This is a genomic window from Nonomuraea sp. NPDC049269 (genome assembly GCF_043197155.1).
Classification (GTDB): domain Bacteria; phylum Actinomycetota; class Actinomycetes; order Streptosporangiales; family Streptosporangiaceae; genus Nonomuraea.
In genome coordinates, this window is sequence record NZ_JBICSO010000007.1 from 501,493 (window position 1) to 516,874 (window position 15,382).

10 protein-coding genes and 1 pseudogene are annotated in these 15,382 nt (G+C 69.4%); 5 read left to right on the forward strand and 6 right to left on the reverse strand.

The features are described from left to right. The first annotated feature begins 76 nt into the window (after positions 1-76). Positions 77-1,465: a hypothetical protein gene (locus ACGFNP_RS37885; protein WP_358317720.1), complete on the forward strand. Its 1,389-nt coding sequence runs from the start codon at positions 77-79 to the stop codon at positions 1,463-1,465. Continuing rightward, positions 1,462-2,271, forward strand: a complete 810-nt coding sequence (locus tag ACGFNP_RS37890) for a glutamate ABC transporter substrate-binding protein (protein WP_358317718.1) — start codon at positions 1,462-1,464, stop codon at positions 2,269-2,271. Before ACGFNP_RS37885 ends, ACGFNP_RS37890 begins: the two co-directional genes overlap by 4 nt. 170 nt (positions 2,272-2,441) lie before the next feature. On the opposite strand, the pseudogene ACGFNP_RS37895 reads toward ACGFNP_RS37890, so the two are convergent. From ACGFNP_RS37895 to dnaG, 3 genes and pseudogenes are all read right to left on the reverse strand, one after another. After that, positions 2,442-2,717: pseudogene (locus ACGFNP_RS37895) on the reverse strand (hypothetical protein); the annotation flags it as partial. A 21-nt stretch (positions 2,718-2,738) separates the two neighbouring features. After that, positions 2,739-3,842 (reverse strand): RNA polymerase sigma factor RpoD, encoded by a 1,104-nt coding sequence (gene rpoD / locus ACGFNP_RS37900; protein ID WP_214638280.1) that lies wholly within the window; start codon positions 3,840-3,842, stop codon positions 2,739-2,741. A 417-nt stretch (positions 3,843-4,259) separates the two neighbouring features. Further along, the gene (gene dnaG, locus ACGFNP_RS37905) at positions 4,260-6,101 is read right to left on the reverse strand and encodes a DNA primase (protein WP_358317714.1); all 1,842 of its coding nucleotides are present in this window, start codon (positions 6,099-6,101) and stop codon (positions 4,260-4,262) included. Positions 6,102-6,295: 194 nt separating this feature from the next. On the opposite strand from dnaG, the gene ACGFNP_RS37910 reads away from it, so the two are divergent. Then, positions 6,296-7,162: a M23 family metallopeptidase gene (locus ACGFNP_RS37910; protein ID WP_393327047.1), complete on the forward strand. Its 867-nt coding sequence runs from the start codon at positions 6,296-6,298 to the stop codon at positions 7,160-7,162. Here ACGFNP_RS37910 and ACGFNP_RS37915 read toward each other — a convergent pair. Both ACGFNP_RS37915 and ACGFNP_RS37920 read right to left on the reverse strand, forming a co-directional pair. Then, positions 7,146-8,306 (reverse strand): NAD(P)/FAD-dependent oxidoreductase, encoded by a 1,161-nt coding sequence (locus ACGFNP_RS37915; RefSeq protein ID WP_393327050.1) that lies wholly within the window; start codon positions 8,304-8,306, stop codon positions 7,146-7,148. The two genes, ACGFNP_RS37910 and ACGFNP_RS37915, sit on opposite strands and share 17 nt — an antisense overlap. 25 nt (positions 8,307-8,331) lie before the next feature. Then, complete coding sequence (locus ACGFNP_RS37920; RefSeq protein ID WP_393327053.1) at positions 8,332-9,552, reverse strand: deoxyguanosinetriphosphate triphosphohydrolase; 1,221 nt, start codon at positions 9,550-9,552, stop codon at positions 8,332-8,334. An 81-nt stretch (positions 9,553-9,633) separates the two neighbouring features. On the opposite strand from ACGFNP_RS37920, the gene ACGFNP_RS37925 reads away from it, so the two are divergent. Beyond that, the gene (locus ACGFNP_RS37925) at positions 9,634-11,133 is read left to right on the forward strand and encodes a M48 family metallopeptidase (protein ID WP_358317706.1); all 1,500 of its coding nucleotides are present in this window, start codon (positions 9,634-9,636) and stop codon (positions 11,131-11,133) included. Positions 11,134-11,157: 24 nt separating this feature from the next. Here ACGFNP_RS37925 and ppdK read toward each other — a convergent pair whose 3' ends face one another. Then, a complete protein-coding gene (gene ppdK, locus ACGFNP_RS37930; protein WP_358317704.1) occupies positions 11,158-13,791 on the reverse strand; it encodes a pyruvate, phosphate dikinase in 2,634 nt (877 codons plus the stop codon). A gap of 224 nt (positions 13,792-14,015) precedes the next feature. Between ppdK and ACGFNP_RS37935 the strand changes: the two genes are divergently transcribed. Next, positions 14,016-15,341: a cytochrome bc complex cytochrome b subunit gene (locus ACGFNP_RS37935; RefSeq protein WP_393327057.1), complete on the forward strand. Its 1,326-nt coding sequence runs from the start codon at positions 14,016-14,018 to the stop codon at positions 15,339-15,341. The last annotated feature ends 41 nt before the right edge of the window (positions 15,342-15,382 follow it).

Here is a 15,382-nt window from a genome sequence, read left to right on the forward strand (position 1 = left end):
GGACCGCCGTCACAGGGACCGCCGTCACAGGGACCGCCGTCACAGGGACCGCCGTCACCAGCCACGAGGGGGCGCCATGACCATCGTCCAGGCCGGTCGGCCCGGTCAGGCCGTGCCGGCCCCGCCGGGGACCCCGGCTCCGGAGCGCCGGAGCGTGCCGGGCCGGATCCGGGTCATCTCCGGCATCACCGTGGCCTCCCTGGCGCTGCTCTTCGCCGCGCTGGCGGTCGGCAGCACGAGCGCGCGCGACGGGCTGACGGTGATCGGCCGCGACGCGGGCCCGCAGGTCGTCGCCACCGCCGGCCTGTACCTCGGGCTGAGCGACATGGACGCGCAGGTCGCCGACGCGCTGCTGATGGGCAAGGAGTACGGCACACAGCGCCAGGCCGCGATCGCCCAGTACGAACGGCGGCGCTCCGAGGCCAACCAGGCGCTGCTGAAGGCGTTCGAGCTGTCCGGCGACAACCCCGCCGAGCGGCAGACCGTCCAGTCCGTGCTCGACGGCCTCGGCCGCTACGAACGGCTGGCCGGGCAGGCGCTGCTGCTCGACACCCAGGCCGATCACCCGGCCGGGCCGCCGCCGCAGAAGGTGGTCGAGGTGTACCGGCAGGCCACCGACCTGATGCGGCTGGTCCTGCTCCCCCAGGCCTACAACCTGACGCTGGAGAGCGGCACGATCGTGCGGCGCACCTATGACGAGAAGAGCGTCATGGTGCCTGCCGTACGGTTGGCGGTGATCGTGGCCGGGCTGCTGGCGCTGGGCTGCCTGATCTGGCTGCAGGTCTTCCTGGCGCGGCGCTTCCGCCGGGTGTTCGGGCCGGCGCTGCTGGCCGCGACCGTCGTGACCATCGTCGCGCTGGTCGCCGGGGTGAACGTGCTCGGCCGGGACCTGCGAGAGCTGCGCACCGCCAAGGCCGACGGCTTCGACTCGGTGCTCACGCTGGCCAGGGCCCGCGCGATCAGCAACAGCCTGCACGGCGACCAGAGCCGGTTCCTGCTCGACAAGGGCCGGGCCGACACCTACGAGCACACCTTCCTCGACAAGTCGCAGTCGGTGATCTACCTGGAGGCGGGCAACCTCGACGGCTACCAGGCCAAGGTGGCGCAGGGCGCCAAGCACTTCCTCGGCCTGCTGGGCACCGAGCTCGGCGGCAGCGACGGCGAGCGGGCGCTCGACGCGTACACCCGCTTCCAGGACGCCGACGCCAAGTTCCGCGCCCTGGCCGCCAGCGGTCAGGCCAGTGAGGCCGTGTCGGCCAGGCTGGGGACGGTCCGCGAGTCCTTCGACGCCTACGACAAGGCGCTGCTGAACCTCGCCGAGCAGCATGAGGCCGTGTTCAAGCGGGCCACGGACGCCGGCGAGAGCGCGCTCGACAATCTGTGGCGGCTGCTCCCGTTCGCGATCGGCGGCCTCGGCCTGCTGGTCATCGCCGGGGTGTGGCCACGGCTCAAGGAGTATCGATGAAGCGGCTGCTACCCGCGGTGCTGGTCCTGACGGCGCTGCTCGCCGGGGGGTGCGGCATGGGCGGCTCGGAGTCGATCGAGTCCAAGGACAAGATCGTCATCGGGGTCCGTACCGACCTGCCGTCGGTCGGCGCGCGCAAGGCCGACGGCACCTTCGAGGGCTTCGACGTGGACGTGGCCCGCTACATCGCCCAGAAGCTCGGCAAGGACTTCGAGTTCATCCCGGTGCTGGCGGCCGATCGGGAGAAGGTCCTGGTCGACGGCAAGGCCGACCTCGTGCTGGCGACGTACACGATCAGCCAGGACCGCAAGTCGAAGGTCCTGTTCGCCGGGCCGTACCACATCTCCTACCAGGACATCCTGGTACGACCGGACGAGCCGTCGATCGGGAACGTCCGCGACCTCAAGGGCCGCAAGATCTGCCAGGTGGCGGGCTCGAACGCGGCGCAGCGGGTCGTGGAGGAGCGCAAGGTGGCCGCGCAGGTGGTCCCGGTGAGCGACTACGCGGCCTGCCTGGCGGCGCTCAAGGATCGCCGGGTGGACGCGATCACCACCAACGACGTCATCCTGGCCGGGCTGGCCATCAAGGACGGCAGCGGGCTGCGCCTGGTCAACGCCCAGTTCAACGAGCAGCGGACCGGGGTCGGCATGCACAAGGGCGACGTCGCGGGCTGTGAGGCGGTCAACCGGGCGATCACCACCATGTACCAGGACGGGACGGCCTCGAAGCTGCTCCACAAGTGGTTCGGCAAGGCCGGCCTGAACCTCAGCACCATCGCGGTCCCGCAGTTCGAGGGCTGTTCGTAAGAGTTCATGAGAACGGCGGGCCGGGGAGGATCCCGGCCCGCCGGCCGACTCGCCCCACCCCCGTGATGTGCCTCCCCGGCGAGAGAACGTTCAGCCCCCTGCGTGGCGAACCGGCGCAGGGCCTGCTCGGTGGCGCGGGTCATCTCGGCCGGCACGCCGAGGTCAGCGAGGTAGGCGCCTGTGTCGTGCATCTCGTGCGCTCGCCGTACGGCATGCTTCCGGGTGCCGGTCAGGAACCGCTCGATGACCGCCTCGCCGTCACCGGCGAGTTGCCTGGCGACCTCGGCCCGGGTGACGCCCTCGGGCGTCGGAGTGTTCCGGGGGTCGTATCCGACGACCTCGTGCCCGGACGCGGCGAGCGCGGCGGCGGCGCGGCGCAGCCGGCTCGCGCCCCACCACGAATGAGCCAGAACCAGAGCTGGTGACCTACCGGATCGGCAGGTCACCAGCTCGAACGGTTGAACATCTCAATCCAGATAGTCCCGCAGCATCTGCGCCCTGGTCGGGTGGCGGAGCTTGGCCAGCGTCTTCGACTCGATCTGCCGGATGCGCTCCCTGGTGACGCCGAACTCCCTGCCCACCTCCTCCAGCGTGCGCGGATGCCCGTCGGCCAGGCCGAAGCGGAGCTGGATGATGCGCTGCTCGCGGTCCGACAGCGTCGCCAGGATGTCGTCGAGCTGGTCCTGCAGCATGATGAAGGCCGCCGCCTCCATGGGCACGACCGCGTCGGCGTCCTCGATGAAGTCGCCGAGGTCGGAGTCTTCCTCACCGATCGGCGACTGCAGTGACACCGGCTCCTGGGCGATGCGCTGGATCTCCACCACACGATCGACCGGGAGATCCATCTCCTTGGCGATCTCCTCGGGCGCGGGCTCACGGCCCAGGTCCTGGTGGAGCTGCCGCTGCACTCTGACGAGCTTGTTGATCGTCTCCACCATGTGCACCGGAATGCGAATGGTGCGCGCCTGGTCGGCTATCGCCCGCGTGATCGCCTGCCGGATCCACCACGTGGCATAAGTGGAGAACTTGTATCCCTTGGTGTAGTCGAACTTCTCGACCGCGCGGATGAGCCCGAGGTTGCCTTCCTGGATGAGGTCCAGGAAGAGCATTCCACGACCCACATAACGTTTGGCGATCGAGACGACGAGCCTGAGATTCGCCTCGATGAGGCGTTGTTTCGCCCGGGTTCCCTGCCAGACGAGCTCCCTGAACTCAGGGAAGGCCAGCCGCGATACGCCACTGGCCAGCTTGTCCTCGGCGAACAGACCGGCTTCGATCGACTTGGCGAGCTCCACCTCCTCTTCGGCTGTGAGCAGAGGCACCCGGCCGATCTCCCGCAGGTAGATACGGACAAGATCGCTGGTCGGGGCCCGCTTGCCTACGTCTTCCTCGTCGGCGCGGGTGGTCTCTTCCTCTCCCTGGGGTTCGAGAACCTCCACGCCGTTCTCCGCGAGCATCCGCACGACGCGTTCCAACGCGTCGGACGGGAGCTCTGAGCGGTCAAGCGCGGCTGCGACGTCATCGACGGTTACGCTTCCGCGCTCCCTTCCCTTCGCGACGAGGTCCGCCACTTGATCTACGGATGGCGGTCCACTTGGCAGTACCGATGCACCCACGGGACACAGTCTGCAGTATTGGTTCCGTAAAATGGCAGACCCATTTTTGTAACCGAAGGTAAGGCCGTGACCCTTACCAAAACGAGATCACTTAAAGGTTTGGCGGGACTTTGATCAGGAAAGTAAAGTCAATTACGCGGTCGAGTAAGACGCGTCCGGCCCGGGGTTGTCGCCGGTCGCATGGCGCAGCCTGCCCGGATGCCGCTTAACTCCGAGGTCCGGCGGGGCTCGTGAAGGATTCCGCCACCGTCATCTGGATTCAACAAGTTCCCGACATCTTCTGCTCGGCAGCTCTTGAACAAGCCGTTACGGAGCCCCATTCGCGGCCGGCACCGTGGGCAAGGCGGATGCTCACATCCCCGCCGAAAACCCTCAGCTGCCCGCGGCCCGGTCCCGGAGGACCCTGCGCTGCTGCTCCAGCGCCACCAATTCGCCGAACAGCCGGTTGTAGTCCTGCTGCTCCTCCACCGGGTTGAGCCGCTGGATGCGCGACTTGACCTGAGCGATCGCCCGGTCGACCGCGATGGCCTCGATCGCGGCCAGCATGGCCGCCCCGTAGCGCTCCTCGGTGTGCGAGTCGGCCCGGATCGCCTCGACCGCGAACCGGGTCACCAGCGCCCGCGTCACGTCGTCGTGACACTGCTCCAGGAGCCGGTCGACCCACTCCCGGCCGCCGTGGCCGGCCGACGCGGCGCCTCCCGCCGCGGTGATCACCTGGTGCACGAGGACGTGGTCGGGCGCGGTGAACGCCCGCGGGTCGAGCGCGTCGAAGCGGGGGCCGAGCAGCGCGGGCCGTTGGATGGCCAGTTTGAGCAGCTCGCCCTCGACCCGCACGTTGGGATCGACGGGCGCGGACTTCGGCGCCCGCTGCGGGCGGCCCTGCTGGGCCCCGCCGACCTCGGCGATGCGCTGCATGACGAACCGCTCGTCCATGAAGCCGAGCCACCGGTCGAGGTCGATCGCGTAGCGCTTGCGCAGGCCGACGTCCTTGATCCCGGCCACGATCGGCGCCGCCGCGTCGAGCGCGGCGATCTTGCCCTCGTTGCTGCGCAGGTCGTAACGGCTGATCGTGCTGCGGATGGCGAACTGGAACAGCGGCTCGCGGCTGGCGATCAGGTCGCGCACGGCCGCGTCGCCCTGCTTGACGCGCAGGTCGCACGGGTCGAGCCCGTCGGGCTGCACGGCCACGTAGGTCTGGGTGACGAACTTCTGCTCGTCGGCGAACGCCCGCAGCGCCGCCTTCTGCCCGGCCGCGTCGCCGTCGAAGGTGAAGATCACCTCGCCGCGGAACTCCGCCTGGTCGAGCAGGAAGCGCCGCAGGATCTTGATGTGCTCCTCGCCGAACGACGTGCCGCAGGTGGCGACCGCCGTCGGCACCCCCGCCAGGTGGCAGGCCATGACGTCGGTGTAGCCCTCGACGATCACCGCCTGGGACCGCTTGGAGATCTCCCGCTTGGCCAGGTCGATGCCGTAGAGCACCTGGCTCTTCTTGTAGAGCGGGGAATCAGGGGTGTTGAGATATTTCGGCCCGTCATCGGAGTCGAGCAGCTTGCGCGCCCCGAACCCGATCACGTCGCCCGTAGCATCACGGATCGGCCAGATCAGCCGCCCGCGGAACCGGTCGATCGGCCCGCGCCGCCCCTCCTTGGCCAGCCCGCCCTTGACGATCTCCTCGGCGGTGAAGCCGCGCCCCATGAGATGCCGGGCCAGCGCCTCCCACTCGTTGGGCGCGTAACCCACGCCGAACATCTCGGCGTCGGCCCGCTCGAACCCCCGCTCCGACAGGAACCGCCGCCCGGGCGCGGCGTCCGGGCCGAGCAGCTTGTCGACGTAGAACTCGGCGGCGGCCTTGTGCGCCTCGATCAGCCGGGCCCGCTCGCCGAGGTCGCGCCGCGGCATGTAGCCGCCCTGCTCGTACTGCAGCTGGATGCCGGCCCGCTGCGCCAGCCGCTCGACCGCCTCGCCGAACGTCAGGTGCTCGATCTTCTCGACGAACGTGATGACGTCGCCGCCCTCACTGCAGCCGAAGCAGAAGTACATGCCGCGCTCGGGCGTCACGTTGAAAGACGGGCTCTTCTCATCGTGGAACGGGCACAACCCCTTGAGGTTGCCGCCCCCCGCGTTGCGCAACTGGATGTGCTCGCCGATCACATCGGCGATGGGTGATCGCTCACGAACGAGCGCGATGTCGACGTCACGGATCCGGCCAGCCACGCCGGTGAGTCTATTCCCGCGCTACGACAACCGGCCCCACCCGGGCTCATGACTGCCCTCCGTAAGGTAACGGTGACCTGGTGATAAGGGGATGTCACCGTCGAGTCGCGAAAGGGGGAAATATGTCGGTAGCACGTCCCCGGTCGGCTACAAAGGTAAATGTTTGCGGTGGAACATCGACACGGGTGGAGATCATGCGAGCGGGGCATCTCGGACGATGGGCGGCTTTAGCGGGCGCCGCGCTTCTGGCGAGCGCGTGCTCGCCGGCCACCGGTGTGGCGGGCGTCAGCGCGCAGTCATCGGCCGCGGCCACGGCGAGCGCCAGCCCGTCCGTCACCGGCACCATCCCGTCGGGCGACGCCCAGTCGGCCGACACGCCGCCCCAGGGCGAGGATCCGACCAAGATCCCGCCGCCGAAGGTGTCGAAGTACACCTACTCCTTCCCCGTCCAGGGCTGCAAGACGACCTACGAGCGCAAGCTCCTCGTACTCCCGAAGACGACGATCTGGGCGGCCAAGGGATGCGCCTTCGTGTCGCCCGTCGACGGCGTGGTCGACGAGGTCAACACCCTGAACAGGTGGTCGTCCGCCACCGACGTGGGCGCCGCCCGTGAGGGCCGCTACGTCACGATCATCGGCGAGGACGGCGTCCGCTACCTCGGCGGCCATCTCGACACCGTGGCCGACGGCCTCAAACCGGGCGTGAAGGTGAAGGTCGGGCAGACGCTCGGCCGGGTCGGCAACTCCGGCAACGCCGGCATCACCGCCCCGAACCTGTACTTCGCGATCTCCTGGAAGACCGGCCCCGCCTACTGGTGGGTGCGCCGGGGCATGGTGAACCCCTGGACCTACCTCGAAGCCTGGGAGTCCGGCAACAAGACGCTGTCGCCGAAGGAGGAGACGCTGAAGCTGCGCGGCCGGGTGGGCGAGACGCCGCCCTGCTCGGTCCAGTGCGCGTCGAAGCAGGCGCCGGAACCGACCACCACCACCAAGAAGAAAAAGAAGAAGAAGACCGGCGCCAAGCCGTCTCAGACCCCGATCATCATCACCGATCCGGCGTGAGCTCCTTCGGGTCCACGGTCACACCGGAGCGGATGAGCTGCTTGATCTCGTCGATGACATCCCAGACGTTGACGTTCATGCCGGCGACGACCTTGCCCTCGCGCAGCCAGAAGGCGACGAACTCCTGGTCGGGGACCGAACCCCGGTAGACGACCTCGTCATAGCCCTGGATGTCGCCGGTGAACTCCATGCCCAGGTCGTACTGGTCGGTGTAGAAGTACGGCAGGCGGTCGTAGGTGACGTCCTGGCCCAGCATGGACCGGGCCGCCACGGGGCCGCCGTTGAGCGCGTTGGCCCAGTGTTCGACCCGGATGCGCTGGCCGTACAGCGGGTGGAACGCCTCGGCGACATCGCCCGCGGCGAACACGTCGGGATGCGAGGTACGCAGGGCGGCGTCCGTCAGGATGCCGCTGCCGACGTCCAGTCCGGCGTCGCGGGCCAGGCCGACCTCGGGCGCCGCGCCGATGCCGACGACCACCAGGTCGGCGGCCAGGCGCTCGCCGGAGCTGAGCCGCACGCCGGTCTCGGTGATCTCCGCGGCGCCGGTACCGGTGCGCAGGTCGACGCCGTTGCGCCGGTGCAGCCGGGCGAAGACCTCGCCGAGTTCGGGTCCGAGCGGCCGATACAGCGGCGTGGGGTCGGGTTCGACGATCGTGACCTCGCACCCGGCCTTGCGGGCGGCCGCGGCGGTCTCCAGGCCGATCCAGCCCGCGCCGACGACGATCACCCGCTCGGCGTCGGCGAAGCGGGCCTTGAGCGCCTCGCTGTCCCCGACCGTGCGCAGGTAGAGGGCGGGGCCGGGCAGCCGCCTCGGCGTCGCCCCCGTCGCGATCAGCAGCTTGTCATACGGCTGGCGCGAGCCGTCGGCGAACCTGACCGCGTGCTCGTCGAGGTCGACACGCGTGACCCGCAGGCCGGTCCGGAGATCCACGTCATTGTCGGCGTACCAGTCGGCGCCGTGGACGAAGATCTTCTCCCGCTCGCTCTTGCCCAGCAGGTATTCCTTCGACAGGGGCGGTCGTTCGTAAGGGCGTTCGGACTCCGCGCCGATCAGGACGATCTGGTCGCCTGAGCCTTCTTCGCGCAACGTCTGCGCCGCCTTGGCCCCCGCCAGGCCCGCGCCGACGATCACATATGTAGCCATGGGCGCAGTATCCGCCCGCCGGGGGTCATCCGGAAAGACGCTTGTGCCAGGCGACGGCCGACGTGTCGGTGAGGGAGGCGATCTGGTCGATGACCACCCGGACGCGAGCGGCGTCGTTGGGCGCGTCGAGGTAGGAGGGCCTGAAGGCGGGCTCCAGGGTGGCGGGCGCGCCGAGTGTGATCAGGGAGGCCAGCTCGGAGATGAGTTCGCGCTGCCTGGCCTGGTTGGCGTGGTGGTCCTCGGTGGTCATCACGTAGTGGGCGGTGATGCCCTTGAGCAGCGCGCACTCCAGCCGCGTGGCCGACGGCACGACGAGCTCCGCGCGGTGCCGCGAGGCGTAGGCGTCCTTGGTGGCGGTCTCGGCGGAGCGGCAGAAGCGGCCGATGAGGCCGCTCGTCAGCGCCTTGAGCCCGGCCAGGTCAGCGAAGGTGGCCTCGAAGCGGCGCGGCCAGAGCGGGGTGGCGAGCAACCCGGCGAAGACGGCTTCGAGCTCGGCCAGGTCGGCGCCGGGCGCGTACCAGGTGCGGGCGGTCTCGCAGACCTGGCGGCGCTCGCCGGCCGACAGCAGCGCCTCGGGCGTGACGTGGCCGGAGTGCAGCGCGTCCTCCAGGTCGTGGACGGAGTAGGCGACGTCGTCGGCCCAGTCCATGATCTGCGCCTCGAAGCTGACCCGGCCTTCGGGCGCGCCGTCCCTGATCCACTCGAAGACCGGCAGGTCGTCGTCGTAGACCCCGAACTTCGGTGACCTGTCGCAGGTCCACGGGTATTTGATGGACGCGTCGAGCGCGGCCCTGGTCAGGTTGAGCCCGGCGCTGCCGCCGTCCTCGGTGAGGACCTTGGCCTCCAGCCGGGTGAGCAGGCGCAGGCTCTGCGCGTTGCCCTCGAAGCCGCCGCACGAGGTGGACAGCTGGTTGAGCGCCACCTCGCCGTTGTGGCCGAACGGCGGATGGCCCAGGTCGTGCGCCAGGCAGGCCGTCTCCACCAGGTCGGGGTCGACGCCGAGCGTCGCGCCCATCTCCCTGCCGACCTGGGCGCATTCGAGCGAGTGGGTGAGCCGGGTGCGCGGGATGTGCTGGCCGCCGCCGAGGGTCTCGCCGGGCCCCACCACCTGCGTCTTGGCGGCCAGTCTGCGGAGCGCGGAGCTGTGGAGGACTCGGGCGCGGTCGCGCTCGAACGCGCTCCGCTCCGGGTTGCCGGGAGGTTCCGGCACCCAGCGTGCCTGGTCGTGCTCGTCGTAGCGGGCCATAAGAGCTGTGATTTTATCCAGTTTCCGGTCTCCGCTAGTGTCAACCCTCGCGAGAACCCCCTTCCCCGGGAGCCCTCCTCCATGACCACTGCGTTCCGGGCGGTGCTGGCCTTCGGCCTGCTCGCCGGTTTTTACGTGCTCGTCGGCCTCATCCTGGCGGCGGCCGTCTTCTTCGACGTGCTGCTGCTGGTGGACTTCCATGTCAACGCGCTCAAGCTCGCGGTCCCCCTGACCCTGGCGGCGGGCGCGCTCGTCCGCGCCCTGATCATGGTCAGCCGCCGCAAGGACGGCGAGCAGCCGGGCGTGCTGGTCACCCGCGAGCACGAGCCCGCCCTCTGGCAGGTGGTCGAAGACCTGTCCCAGCGCGTCCGTACGGCGCCACCCGACGAGATCCGCCTGGTGCCCGAGGTCAACGCGGCCGTGTCGGAGGACACCCGCTTCCTCGGCATGAAGGCCACCAGGCGGCGCATGTACATCGGGCTGCCGCTGCTGCAGACCCTCACGGTCGACGAGATGCGCGCGGTGCTCGGCCACGAGCTGGGCCACTACAGCGGCGCCCACACCCGCCTGGGCGCGCCGGTCTACCGGGGCCGGGTGTCGCTGATCGCGACCGTTCAGGGGCTCGGCAACCACCCGTTCATCCAGCGCCTGTTCGCGTACTACGCCAAGCTCTACCTGCTCGTCTCCCAGGGCGTGTCGCGCAGGCAGGAGCTGGAGGCCGACCGGTTCGCGGTGGGCATCGGCGGGCGCCAGGCGATGTCGGAGGCGCTGCGCAAGATCCACGGCACGGCGGCCGCCTGGGACATCTACGCCGCCGGCTACCTGTCGATGACCGGTGTGGGCGGCAACCGGCCCGCGGCCGTGTTCGGCGGGTTCCACGCGCTGATGAGCGACCCGGCCAGGCAGGCCGAGGTGGCCAAGCTCGGCGAGCAGCCGGAGGAGACCTCCCTCTACGACTCGCACCCGAGCCTGAGCGAGCGGCTGGCCGCCATCGAGCTGCTGCCCGAGCCGGAGCACGTGCCCGACCCCCGCTCGGCCCTCACCATGCTGCGTGACGCGAACGTGGCGGTGCAGGCGGTAGAGCAGTCGATGTGGACACCGGAGGCGCTCACGGGGCTGCGGCCGGTGTCGTGGGAGGAGCTGATCTCCCAGGGCATGTACGCCGCCCGCAACGCCGAAGCGCTGAACGACCTGGCGCTGGCCGGTCAGCGGGTGCTGGGCGCCGCCCGGCCGTACCTCGACGCGGCCTTCGAGGCGATCGCCAGGGACCGGCGCCCCGAGCTGGAGGAGAAGCTGCGCGAGCTGGGCTGGAAACCGTCCGAGACGCTGCTGGCCGGGGTGCTCGGGCAGGCACTGGAAGCGGTGCTGATCCAGCACGGCCAGGCCCGGTGGACGCTGTCGTGGGCGGGCCCGGCGCGGCTGCTGTTCGACGACGGCGAGGAGGTGGCGCTGTCGGAGTACGCGGCCCAGGTCGCGGCCAACCCGTCCGCCGTTCCCGGACTCCGGAAGTGGCTGGGCGACCTGGGCATGCGTCACGACTACGTGCCTGCCACGCTGGAACAGGCCGAGGCGGCCGTCTAGCGGGCGTTCCTCAGCGGGTGTTCCTCACCGGGTGTCCGAGTCGCACTCCGCCAGGGCCGCGCGGCCGGCCTCCAGGCGGGCGACCGGGATGCGGAACGGCGAGCAGGAGACGTAGTCGAGCCCGGCCTCGTGGCAGAAGTGCACCGAGTCGGGGTCGCCGCCGTGCTCGCCGCAGATGCCGAGCTTGAGGTCCGGGCGCGCCTTGCGGCCCTCCTCGACCGCGATCCTGACCAGCCGGCCGACGCCGTCACGGTCGAGGGTCTCGAACGGGGAGACGCCGAAGATGCCCAGCTCCAGGTAGCGCGAGAAGAACGCCGCCTCGACGTCGTCGCGGGAGAAGCCCCAGGTCATCTGGGTCAGGTCGTTGGTGCCGAAGGAGAAGAACTGCGCGGCCTCGGCGACCTGCCCTGCGGTGAGCGCCGCCCTGGGCGTCTCGATCATGGTGCCGACCAGGGCGTCGACACCGAGGTCCGCGAGGATCCCGGCGGCCTCCTCACGGACGGCCTCCAGCTCCTGTACGGCGGCGACGAGCGGGATCATGATCTCCGGCTTGGCTCCCGGCACGTCCTTGGCCGCCTGGGCGATGGCGCGTACCTGCATGGCGAACAGGCCGGGAATGACCAGCCCGAGCCGTACACCGCGCAGGCCGAGCATGGGATTCTCCTCGTGCAGCCGCTTGACGGCGGCCAGCAGGTCGCGCTGCTTGTCCGAGGTCTCGCCGGTCGCCGCCTTGACCGACAGGTCCACGATGTCGGGCAGGAACTCGTGCAGGGGCGGATCGATGAGCCGCACGGTCACCGGCTGACCGCCCATAGCCCGAAATATCTCGACGAAGTCCGCCTTCTGGAGCGGCTCCAGCGCGTCCAGAGCCGCCTGGCGCTCCGCGTCGCCGGACGCCAGCACCAGGTCCTCGACGAGCTGCCGGCGCTCGCCCAGGAACATGTGCTCGGTACGGCACAGCCCGATCCCCTCGCCGCCGAAGCGGCGCGCCCTGGCCGCGTCCTCGGCGGTGTCGGCGTTGGCCCGCACGCCCAGCCGGCGCACCTCGTCGGCCCGCCGCATGATCCGGTCCACGGCCCGGACCAGGTCGTCGTCGGGCTCCCGGCCCTCGAAGTACTCGACCACGGCCGAGTCCACCACGGGCACCTCGCCGAGGAAGACCTCGCCGGTGGTGCCGTCGATGGAGATGACGTCGCCCTCGTTGACCACGACGTCGCCCGGCGCGGTGAACCTGCGCTCGGCGACCGACACCTCCAGCTCCTCGGCGCCGCAGACGCAGGTCTTGCCCATGCCGCGGGCGACCACGGCGGCGTGCGAGGTCTTGCCGCCGCGGCTGGTCAGGATGCCGCGCGCGGCGATCATCCCGGACAGGTCGTCCGGGTTGGTCTCGCGGCGCACCAGGATGACGTCCTCACCCTTGTCGGCCAGCTCGACGGCGCGCTCGGAGGAGAACACGACCTTGCCGACGGCGGCTCCCGGCGAGGCGTTCATGCCCTTGGCGATCTTCTTCTTCTCGGTGCCCGAGTCGAAGCGCGGGAACATCAGCTGGACCAACTGGTCGCCCGTCACCCGCGTGACGGCCTCGTCGAGCGTGATGAGGCCCTGGTCGACGAGCTGGGTGGCGATGCAGAACGCGGCGCCGGCGGTGCGCTTGCCGACTCTGGTCTGCAGCATCCAGAGCTTGCCGCGCTCGATCGTGAACTCGATGTCGCACAGGTCGCGGTAGTGGTTCTCCAGCGTCTCCATGATCCGCAGGAGCTCGTCGTAGGAGCTCTTGTCGAGGCGTTCCAGCTCCTGGAGCGGGATCGTGTTGCGGATGCCGGCGACGACGTCCTCGCCCTGGGCGTTCTGCAGGTAGTCGCCGTAGATGCCCTGCTGGCCGGAGCCGGGGTCGCGGGTGAAGGCGACGCCGGTGCCCGAGTCGTTGCCGACGTTGCCGAAGACCATGGCCACGATGTTGACCGCGGTGCCGAGGTCGGCGGGGATGCGTTCCTGGCGGCGGTAGAGGATGGCGCGCGGGGCGTTCCACGAGTCGAACACGGCCATGACGGCCAGCCGCATCTGCTCGCGCGGGTCGGCGGGGAAGTCCTTGCCGGTCTGGTCGCGCACGATGCCCTTGAACGTCTCGACCAGGCCCTGCAGCTCGGCCGCGTCGAGGTCGGTGTCCTGCCGGTCGCCCTTCAGCGTCTCGAGCGCGTGCTCGAACAGCTCGCCGTCGATGCCGAGCACGGTCTTGCCGAACATCTGGATGAGCCTGCGGTAGGAGTCCCAGGCGAAGCGGTCGTTGCCGCCGGCCTGCTTGGCCAGGCCGTGGACGGACTCGTCGTTCAGCCCGATGTTGAGGACCGTCTCCATCATCCCGGGCATCGAGAACTTGGCGCCGGAGCGGACGCTGACGAGCAGCGGGTCGTCGGCCTGGCCGAGCGCCTTGCCCATCCGCTTCTCCATCGCGCCCAAGTGCTCGGACACCTCCCGCTCCAGGCCGTCGGGGACCGCGCCCTCGGCCAGGTAGTGGCGGCACGCCTCGGAGGTGATCGTGAACCCGGGAGGAACGGGCAGTCCGAGATTGGTCATTTCGGCAAGGTTTGCTCCCTTGCCTCCGAGAAGATCCTTGAGATCCTTGTTGCCCTCGGTGAAGTCGTAAACGTACTTGGCCACCACAGCTCCAATCAACGCCTCTGCTCCGGACTCTACCGGCGATAATCATGATGAAACTGCACTCACCCGTTAAGTCAACGTTTCACCTGGTGAAGGGCACATAACCGGTCTAATCCAATTAATATTCTGTTTAGCCAGGAATTGGTTTATACCAATTGGTTTATACCAATTCCTGGAAAGATCCGGATGATACAATCGGATCACCGTCTAGCAGGAGGCGCCCGATGGCCACTCCTACCAAGCCACAGCGTCGCGTCCGCGCGGTCGCCGGACCGGCCAAGGCCGCGCAGGGCTTCGCGAACTTCCTGGACGAGCGCCTCGGCCTGGCCCACTGGCTCCGCCCGAATCTCCGCAAGCTCTTCCCGAGCCACTGGTCGTTCCTGCTCGGCGAGTTCGCCCTATACTCGTTCGTCCTGCTCGTCCTGACGGGCACCTTCCTGACCCTGTTCTACAAACCCAACCCCGATGTGGCCTTCACCTCGGTGCGCGAGATCAGCCTGGACGTCAGGGGCGGCCTGCTGGTGCGCCAGATGCACCACTGGGCGGCGACGATCTTCGTGCTGTCGATCGTGGCCCACCTGTTCCGCGTCTTCTTCACCGCCGCCTTCCGCAAGCCGCGCGAGCTGAGCTGGATGACCGGGGTGGTGCTGTTCGGGCTGGCGCTGTTCGAGTCGTTCCTGGGCGTCTCGCTGCCCGCCGACCAACTCGCCATGACCGGCCTGCGGGAGGCGCAGGGCCTGCTGCTGTCGATCCCGCTCGTCGGCGGCTACCTGTCGGCGTTCGTCTTCGACGGCGGCTTCCCCGGCCAGGTCATCCCGCGCATCTTCGTGACGCACGTACTGCTGGTGCCGGGCATCCTGCTGGCGCTCATACCGCTGCACGGGATCGTCCTGACCTGGCGGCAGAAGCACACCGATCACCGCACCCCGACGTCGGACGAGACGCGGGTCACGGGCGGCCCGTTCTTCCCGTACTTCATCGTCAAGAACGGCGCCACCACCATGTTCACGATGGCCGTCGTGGCACTGCTGGCCACCTTCGTCCAGGTCAACCCGGTGTGGGAGCACGGGCCGTACCAGCCCGGCGGCTGGCCACCGTCGGCCCAGCCGTTCTGGTATTACGGCGTTCTGGAAGGCGCGCTACGCCTGACGCCGCCCTGGGAGATCACGATCGGCGGCTTCGTCCTCCAGGTCGGTCTCTGGATCCCGATGCTGGTCCTGGCGGCCTTCTTCACGGTCCTGTTCCTCTACCCGTTCCTGGAACGCCGCTTCACCAAGGATCGCCGCGTGCACAACCTGCTGGACCGCCCCTCGCACGCCCCCGTCCGCACCGCCCTCGGCGCGGCGGTGATCACCTTCTTCACGGTGCTGTGGGCCGGGACATGGGTCTCGGAGACCCCACCGAGCCCGAACGCGCCGACGCCCCTCCTCACCGCACCGCACGAGACCTACACCTGGATCGTGTACGGCCTGCGCATCGCGATCTTCATCCTGCCCCCGATCGTGTACGCCATCACGCTGGCCGCGTGCAGAAGCCGCGCCCGCCGCTGAATCCACACGCCATCACCTGGCTGTGTGCAGGGGTCGCGCCC